We start from the raw sequence: 7,466 nt of genomic DNA on the forward strand, positions 1-7,466 counted from the left end.
ATTTATGAGATAAAGTTTCCAATTGGAAACAACGTTTTTTGACTATATAAATTACATGCTCGGCAAAGAGTCAACTTATTGACGTTTAAAGACCATTATCTAAGAACTAAATCTAGCGCAGTAAATGAAAAAAAACCAAAAGACCGAAGCCTTTTGGTTTTCATTGTTACTCAGAGGTATTGATAAATGACGCTAACTCAATCAGAAAAAGCCTAAAGGATTCACATCATAGCTAACCAACATATTTTTGGTTTGTTGGTAATGCTCTAAAGCAATTTTATGGGTTTCACGACCAACACCAGATTTTTTATAACCACCAAAAGCAGAGTGAGCTGGATACTGGTGATAACAGTTCATCCAAACACGACCAGCTTCTAAATTACGTCCCATGCGATACGCAAGGTTGGTATCTCGTGTCCACACTCCTGCACCTAAGCCAAATTCACTATCATTCGCAATGGCAAGTGCTTCCGCTTCATCTTTAAAGGTTGTAACACTAACAACAGGGCCGAAAATTTCTTCTTGGAAAATGCGCATCTGATTTGTACCTTTAAATAAGGTTGGCTGCACATAATAGCCCTTATCCAAACCCTCTATCGACTCAACACCACCACCAGTCAATAGCTCTGCACCCTCTTCTTTACCAATATCGATGTAACTCAGAATCTTATCAAATTGCTGCTTAGATGCCTGAGCACCAACTTGCACATCAGTATCCAATGGATTACCGCGCTTAATGGTTTTCGTACGCTCAATAACCAATGCCATGAATTCATCATAGATAGATTCGTGAACCAAAGCTCTAGATGGGCAAGTACAAACCTCACCTTGGTTAAAGAAAGCCAGAACCAAACCTTCAACACATTTGCTGACAAAAGCTTCTTCATGTTGCATAACATCAGCAAAATAGATATTCGGCGATTTACCACCCAATTCAACAGTAGAAGGAATGATATTTTCTGCTGCACACTTCAAAATATGCGAACCGACAGGTGTCGACCCAGTAAAGGCAATTTTGGCAATACGCTTGCTGGTTGCTAGCGCTTCACCAGCTTCTTTACCGTAACCATTAACAATATTCAGCACACCTGGCGGCAATAGATCTTGAATAACTTTGATCAGTTCAAGAATTGACGCAGGCGTTTGTTCTGCTGGTTTTAAAACGACACAATTACCTGCTGCAAGTGCTGGAGCAAGTTTCCATGCCGCCATCAAAATTGGAAAGTTCCAAGGAATGATTTGACCAACAACACCTAATGGCTCGTGAAAATGGTATGCCACCGTATGTTCGTCTAATTCGGCCGTGCTGCCTTCTTGCGCTCGTAAACAACCAGCAAAGTAACGAAAGTGATCTGCTGCCAAAGGAATGTCAGCATTTAAAGTTTCGCGAACCGCTTTACCATTGTCCCATGTTTCGGCAACAGCCAGCGCTTCTAGATTTTGTTCAATACGATCAGCAATTTTCAACAGTATGTTCGAACGATTAGTTACAGAAGTTTTACCCCAAGCGGCTCGTGCTGCGTGCGCTGCATCTAGAGCTAAATTAATATCTTCTTCAGTTGAGCGAGGAATTTGACAAAATACTTCGCCATTAACAGGGCTAACATTATCGAAATATTGACCTTTCACCGGAGCAATCCATTCACCACCGATAAAATTACCGTATTGGGCTTCGAATGTAATAAGGCTTCCGTTAGTACCTGGTTGTGCGTAGATCATAATGCATCTCCATTATTGTTGTTTTTAACCTTGGCAATAAGAGTAGGAAGAAAGAGAGCAGAAAACTTGCCTGTGAGTCCATGAAACTTGTCTAACGATCCATTTCTGTGCTGCTTTTGTATTGACCCATGAGTAAGCAAGAGCGATGATGAGTAAAAGCAAATTCGCCATGCCACACTATTAAAATAACAATATGAAGACAAAAGAGGTGTGTTAATGAGTCGTTCTATCTCGACAGAGAAAACATTACTACAACATAAACGCGCGCCAATTCAGTTGGTCGAAAATCGAGTATGTTTTGCCGGACCACATTCTGAGTTGAGTATCTACGATACTTATGAGCAAGCGCAAAAAGTTAGCTTGAAAGCCGATTCTTTGCTGTATTGTGGAATGGTCACAGGTGCAAAAGTCATGCATACCAAAGCACATGATAATATTCCTTTTCTTCCCCATGAATCTTTTATCTTAGCTCCCAAAGAAGAAGTCTTTATCGATTTCCCTGAGGCAGAGTCTCATAACCCAACCACCTGCCTCACTATTGCGATTTCACAAGAACGAGTAGCGCAAATTTGTGATCGGATGAATGACATTATGGTGGCATCACTTCCCTCTGGTGTCACATTAGATCCGAACCAACACCTTCATACTCTTCACACCCAAGCAACACAGCAAGTCATCGACCGTCTTACCAGTGACTTTCTGCGCAATGACCCTGACCGAGATTTACTCGTCGACTTTGGAGTCAGTGAACTCGTCACTCGTATACTCAGACATCATGGTCGAGACGCACTATTGCGCTTCACCCAACACTCACCAGATGCCAATGGACTAACTTGTGTTATCCAGTGGATAGAACAGAACCTTGCCCAGCCGTTGGATATTAATCAGCTGGCTAAAATGGCTTGTATGAGTCGGAGCCGTTTTTACGAAAGTTTTAAACGCCAGCTAGACTGCACACCACTAGAATACCAACACCAACGTAGGATGAGTCGCGCTTACCAGCGCTTACAAGAAAAATGTTCAGTAACAGAAGTAAGCTATGAACTAGGCTACCTAAGTTTGAGCCACTTTAGCCGACGCTTCCACCAACACTTTGGTATATCACCGCGCCAAGTAACTCAAGCTAAACTACATTCATAACAGAACATAGGATTAAAAAACGTGCCCTGATTTTGATTTGCAGTACATAAAAACAATCAACATGAAAACCAGAGCAAACATTAAGCCGAAAAAGGGCACCAACTGGCCAAGTTGATACAAAGAAGCCAAAATAACCGGCCCTAATGCCGCCCCAAGCCCTTGCATAGAGGCATTCATACTGGCTAACCGACTTTGTTGATCATCTTTTACAAGTAATGTTTGTGCCGTCACTATACCCGGAAATAAAAAACCAAAACCAGCGCCAAATAGCGCCATCGCAAACAATACGCCAGCATAGGAATCTAAAAAGATAAACGCTAATTGAGCCAACACTCCAACAGCAACGCCAGAGAAAATCAAAGTCACTACGCCAAGCTGGAATCGTGGCACTAATATCATCTGTACCAGAATACTAAAACAAGACATAGTCATCATGGCAAAGCCTAACTGGTGAGTTGTCTGAGCAACATCAAGCTGAAACCTATCTTGAATCAAAAAGCTCATAATTTGCTGCACGCCCGTCATCGATAAAATAGATAAAGAAGACATTAACAAGAAGGGCATGACCGGCTGAATTAGCCAATTTATCGCCGGCGGTTTCACAAATTGACGCACATGCTTGCTATCTTTTACAAAAAACACCACCAGCAATGCTGCCGAACCGGCTAAAAAAGAAATAATGTAGAAAGGCGCAGTTAGCCCTAAACCACTTAATAAAGACGCAAACGCCGGTCCTAAAATCATCCCTATACTAAAAGCAGCACCAATCATCGCAATAGTTGAACTGCGATGTTTAATATCTGTATGTGAAATCAAATAAGTTTGAATCGAAGGTAATATCCCTGCGATACCAAGCGAGAAAATGATTCGTAACGCAAACACACAATAGTAAGTCTGTTCCGGCGTTAAATTATTTGCCAACGCTTCTTGAAGCACAAAGCCCGTTGAGGCGATAGTTACAGCATAAGATCCCATACCAATAATCACCGAACGCACTCGGCCGATCCGATTGATAATGCCCCCCCACAGAAAAGCGGCGACGACAAACGTAGCTGCGCCAGCAGTGATCAGCGTACTAATACGCACATCAGCCAGACCAATTTCACGGCCAATTGGTGGTAAAGACGTAAAAATAAAAGATTGTCCAATCCCTACAGCCATCAAACAAGATAACAACAGCCAGCGGGATAAACGCTCAGGAAGAGACGAGTAGGTTTCAGTATTAATCAATGCATATCCTTGAAAGTAAACTAGCAGATCCTGTTAAACAAACTTACCGAGGTAGATTTGCGCTCAAAAGGGGGCTATCTATCATCCAGATAAAGTGAACAATAGATTACCATATTTAAAGACTTTTTTAGGGTATTATGATCAACAATAAAAATTTAAACTGGAAATAATGGCTATCAAGAAATAATCGTGACAAGCTCGATGTAACTTTGTACGCATGATAGAAAATTGCGTAAAATTGTTTTTATATTCGCTGTCTCTTTTCACTAACACCTAATTTAAAAATGGCTGAACTCCAATAATTAACTCGCTAAAAAGTACGTAAATGACTGTTTCAGCAATGAAAAAGAAAGAAAATCATGCCACCTCTTTTTAAGATCCCGAATTTTGTCCATTTTTGGATTGGTCAAATAGCATCGTCCTTTGCTTTTCAGATGCTCAGCGTTGGTATTGGCTGGCAAATGTACGATCTAACCAATAGCCCAATGGCACTCGGTCTAGTAGGACTTTGCCAATTTCTCCCACAATTACTTTTAACCTTAATCGTGGGACACGTTGCGGATCGCTACAACCGACGATTAATCTGTGTTTGTACACGTTTCTCTATGGCAATAACGGTCGGAATTCTTGCCTATGGCAATATGACATCAAGCATTTCAGCTGACATGATTTATATTTGCGCCGCGCTTCTTGGCACAACAAGAGCCTTTGAGATACCTGCAAATCAGGCAATTTTACCCAATCTCATTCCTAGTGAATTACTCTCTCGAGCGGTCAGTGCGATTGCCTCTGCACGAGAGATATCAGTTATCGCAGGCCCTGCGCTTGGGGGCTTAATTTATCTGTTAGGGCCTACAACCCTCTATTTATCTAGCATGAGTTGTTTCTTAATGTCTTGCGTCATTATGTTCTTTTTACATTATAACTTTACGGTGAAAAGTAAGTCGCCAATCAGCATGAAGCACCTATTCGGTGGTTTAAGTTTTATCCGAGGTAACAAAGTCATCTTAGGCTCGGTATCTCTGGATATGTTCGCGGTTTTACTAGGTGGTGCAACCGCTCTTTTACCTATTGTCGCCAAAGATATTCTTCATACAGGCCCATGGGGGCTAGGTTTATTACGTTGTGCTCCAGCACTTGGTGCTTTATTCATGTCAGTTTACTTAGCACGCCACCCGTTAACTCACAGCGTTGGAAAAATTATGTTTGTCGCCGTGGCCATTTTTGGTATTGCGACGATTTTATTTGGTTTATCCGAAAACCTCATTTTGTCGATGTTTGCCTTAGTGCTACTAGGATCATCGGACATGATCAGCGTAGTTATTCGTTCCACACTTGTACAGCTAGAAACGCCAGATGAAATGCGTGGTCGAGTCAGTGCCGCCAATTCCGTGTTCATTGGCAGTTCCAATCAATTAGGAGAATTTGAATCAGGGGTAACGGCTGCATGGTTTGGCGTCGTTCCAGCTATTATTATTGGTGGAGTTGGAACCATAGCTGTCGTCGGAGTTTGGACGTATTTATTTCCATCCTTATTAAAGCGCGACACATTAGACAAAGAAAATCATTAACTCTTTCTATTCCTTGTTTGTGTTTACGGTGCTCGCTTCAAAATAACGTGGAATAACCCAAATAACAGAACTGCATAAAATAGAAAGCTGATCGCTAAAGAAGTCAGCCCAAAATGTCCGCCGATCAAGCCACTCAAGAATGGTAAGCTCATAGCACCACATACGGCAGCGCTCATTTGAAAACCAATAGCATGCACGGAATGTTTTTTCCCTACTCGTATTGCCGTTTGCGAAATCATACAGGGGAAAATAGGTGCTGCGCAGAACCCCATTAAAGCCAAACCCAAATAGCTAGTGTAAGGCGTCACACTGATAGCAAAAGAGAAAGCGCCTACGGCAACTCCAGCCAAACAAAGACGCAACAATTGATCGACAGAAAAACGTTCTACTAAGAACCCAAAAATCGCACGACCAAACGCCAGAGTCCCCCAGTAAACGGCGACCCAGGTCCCTGCGCTAGCTAACGAAATACCACGAGATTCCGTCATCACAGTAAACGCCCACTGACCAACACCAACCTCAATACCAGAATATAAAAAGAAAAACACTATCTGAAAGCGAATCACAGGGTGTTTCAGCGCCTGAAGTTGAGTAATCGCAGGCGTGTCATCAGCTTGAATATCGGCTTTTTTAGGAATATGTTTATCGCTTTCCCAAAGGTGTCGACTCAGTACAAACACCACAGCCATAACAAGTAATATGACCGCGAGAACGCCATAACCCAATCGCCAGTTCTGAGAAAAACTAACCAAAACGGTTGTGACAATAATAGGACCGGCAGTTGCACCAACACCGAATGCGGCGTGTAACCAATTCATATGACGAGTAGAGAAATGCTCAGCAGCGTAGGCGTTAAGCCCAGCATCAATAGCTCCTGACCCCATACCAATTACGATAGAAAACAAGACAAAAACAATAAAAGAAGAACTTAAGTAGAAGCCGAATAGCCCAAGACTTACCAACAAGCTACTGGCAATCAATAACCAGCCAACACCAAAGCGAGTCATTAAATAGCCGACAGAGAAACTCGACATCAAATAACCCACACCACCAGCAGCAATAACCAAACCAAGCCAGCCAGTGGGAACATCAAATTCAGCCCGGACAAACGGCCAATTAATACCATGTGCTGCGTCTGGCAACCCCAGACTAATGAAGCCTAAATAGGCAATAAACAACAATACGCCAGATGTGCGCATGAAATACCCTTGCTCAAATAAAAATTATTTGACCTCATTCATTAGATAAATAAAATCTTTAAAATAGCTTAACGCCACTTACGTTTTTCTTTTTCAATGGTCTTCCATTTCCAGTTAGGCGCTTCACCTTTCCAGCAATAACAAGCAATCAAGATAAACGTGCTGATAGCAACAGATACGGCCCATTTAAACAACTCAGCTTTTGGATCATTCACGATACTGATGATGATGACTGTTAGCAAATATAAGGCTAAAACAGTCCATCCTTGCCATGAACTTGGTTTACTCCACCCCCACCCATTTTTTTTCGCTGGGAACCAAACTATCTTTTTTTTATCCGTCATATCAAAAGCCTCGATGCAAAATAATGCTATACGCTGCAACACTTTGCCTGAATTTCACCCATAAAAAAAGAGCCCTAGTAATGAAGTGACCCCATAAAGTTGGACTCTTTATTAACCGGCTAACAATGCCTGATTTCGGTACTCTACCGGAGTCAGGCCATTTAACCCCATTTTTATTCGTTTCGTATTGTAGTAATCAATATACTCTTCAAGTTCTTGGATCAGATCATCTTCGTCCTCGAAGGTTTCGCCATGGAACATTT

General features: G+C 42.0%; 7 protein-coding genes. 2 read left to right on the forward strand and 5 right to left on the reverse strand.

The features are described 5' to 3' along the window. Window positions 1-201: 201 nt before the first annotated feature. Window positions 202-1,719, reverse strand: a complete 1,518-nt coding sequence (gene exaC, locus DFP80_RS09605) for an acetaldehyde dehydrogenase ExaC (protein ID WP_113916581.1) — start codon at window positions 1,717-1,719, stop codon at window positions 202-204. A gap of 216 nt (window positions 1,720-1,935) precedes the next feature. Between exaC and DFP80_RS09610 the strand changes: the two genes are divergently transcribed. Then, a complete protein-coding gene (locus DFP80_RS09610) occupies window positions 1,936-2,859 on the forward strand; it encodes an AraC family transcriptional regulator (protein ID WP_113916582.1) in 924 nt (307 codons plus the stop codon). A gap of 12 nt (window positions 2,860-2,871) precedes the next feature. On the opposite strand, the gene DFP80_RS09615 is transcribed toward DFP80_RS09610, so the two are convergent. Next, the gene (locus DFP80_RS09615; protein ID WP_113916583.1) at window positions 2,872-4,089 is read right to left on the reverse strand and encodes an MFS transporter; all 1,218 of its coding nucleotides are present in this window, start codon (window positions 4,087-4,089) and stop codon (window positions 2,872-2,874) included. Window positions 4,090-4,448: 359 nt separating this feature from the next. Here DFP80_RS09615 and DFP80_RS09620 point away from each other — a divergent pair, with 359 nt between their 5' ends. Further along, entirely contained in the window at window positions 4,449-5,660 is a 1,212-nt protein-coding gene (locus DFP80_RS09620; protein WP_113916584.1) for an MFS transporter, read from the forward strand. 23 nt (window positions 5,661-5,683) lie between these two features. Here the strand turns inward: DFP80_RS09620 and DFP80_RS09625 are convergent, their stop codons facing one another. From DFP80_RS09625 to DFP80_RS09635, 3 genes are all read right to left on the reverse strand, one after another. Then, window positions 5,684-6,859, reverse strand: coding sequence for an MFS transporter (locus DFP80_RS09625; RefSeq protein WP_113916585.1), 1,176 nt, complete (start codon window positions 6,857-6,859; stop codon window positions 5,684-5,686). A 68-nt stretch (window positions 6,860-6,927) separates the two neighbouring features. Then, window positions 6,928-7,203, reverse strand: a complete 276-nt coding sequence (locus tag DFP80_RS09630) for a hypothetical protein (protein WP_113916586.1) — start codon at window positions 7,201-7,203, stop codon at window positions 6,928-6,930. Between the two features lie 111 nt (window positions 7,204-7,314). Next, window positions 7,315-7,466: IS3 family transposase (locus DFP80_RS09635; RefSeq protein WP_147243845.1), on the reverse strand; the 152-nt coding region annotated here is incomplete at its 5' end.

Source organism: Marinomonas rhizomae (assembly GCF_003315485.1).
Lineage (GTDB): Bacteria > Pseudomonadota > Gammaproteobacteria > Pseudomonadales > Marinomonadaceae > Marinomonas > Marinomonas rhizomae.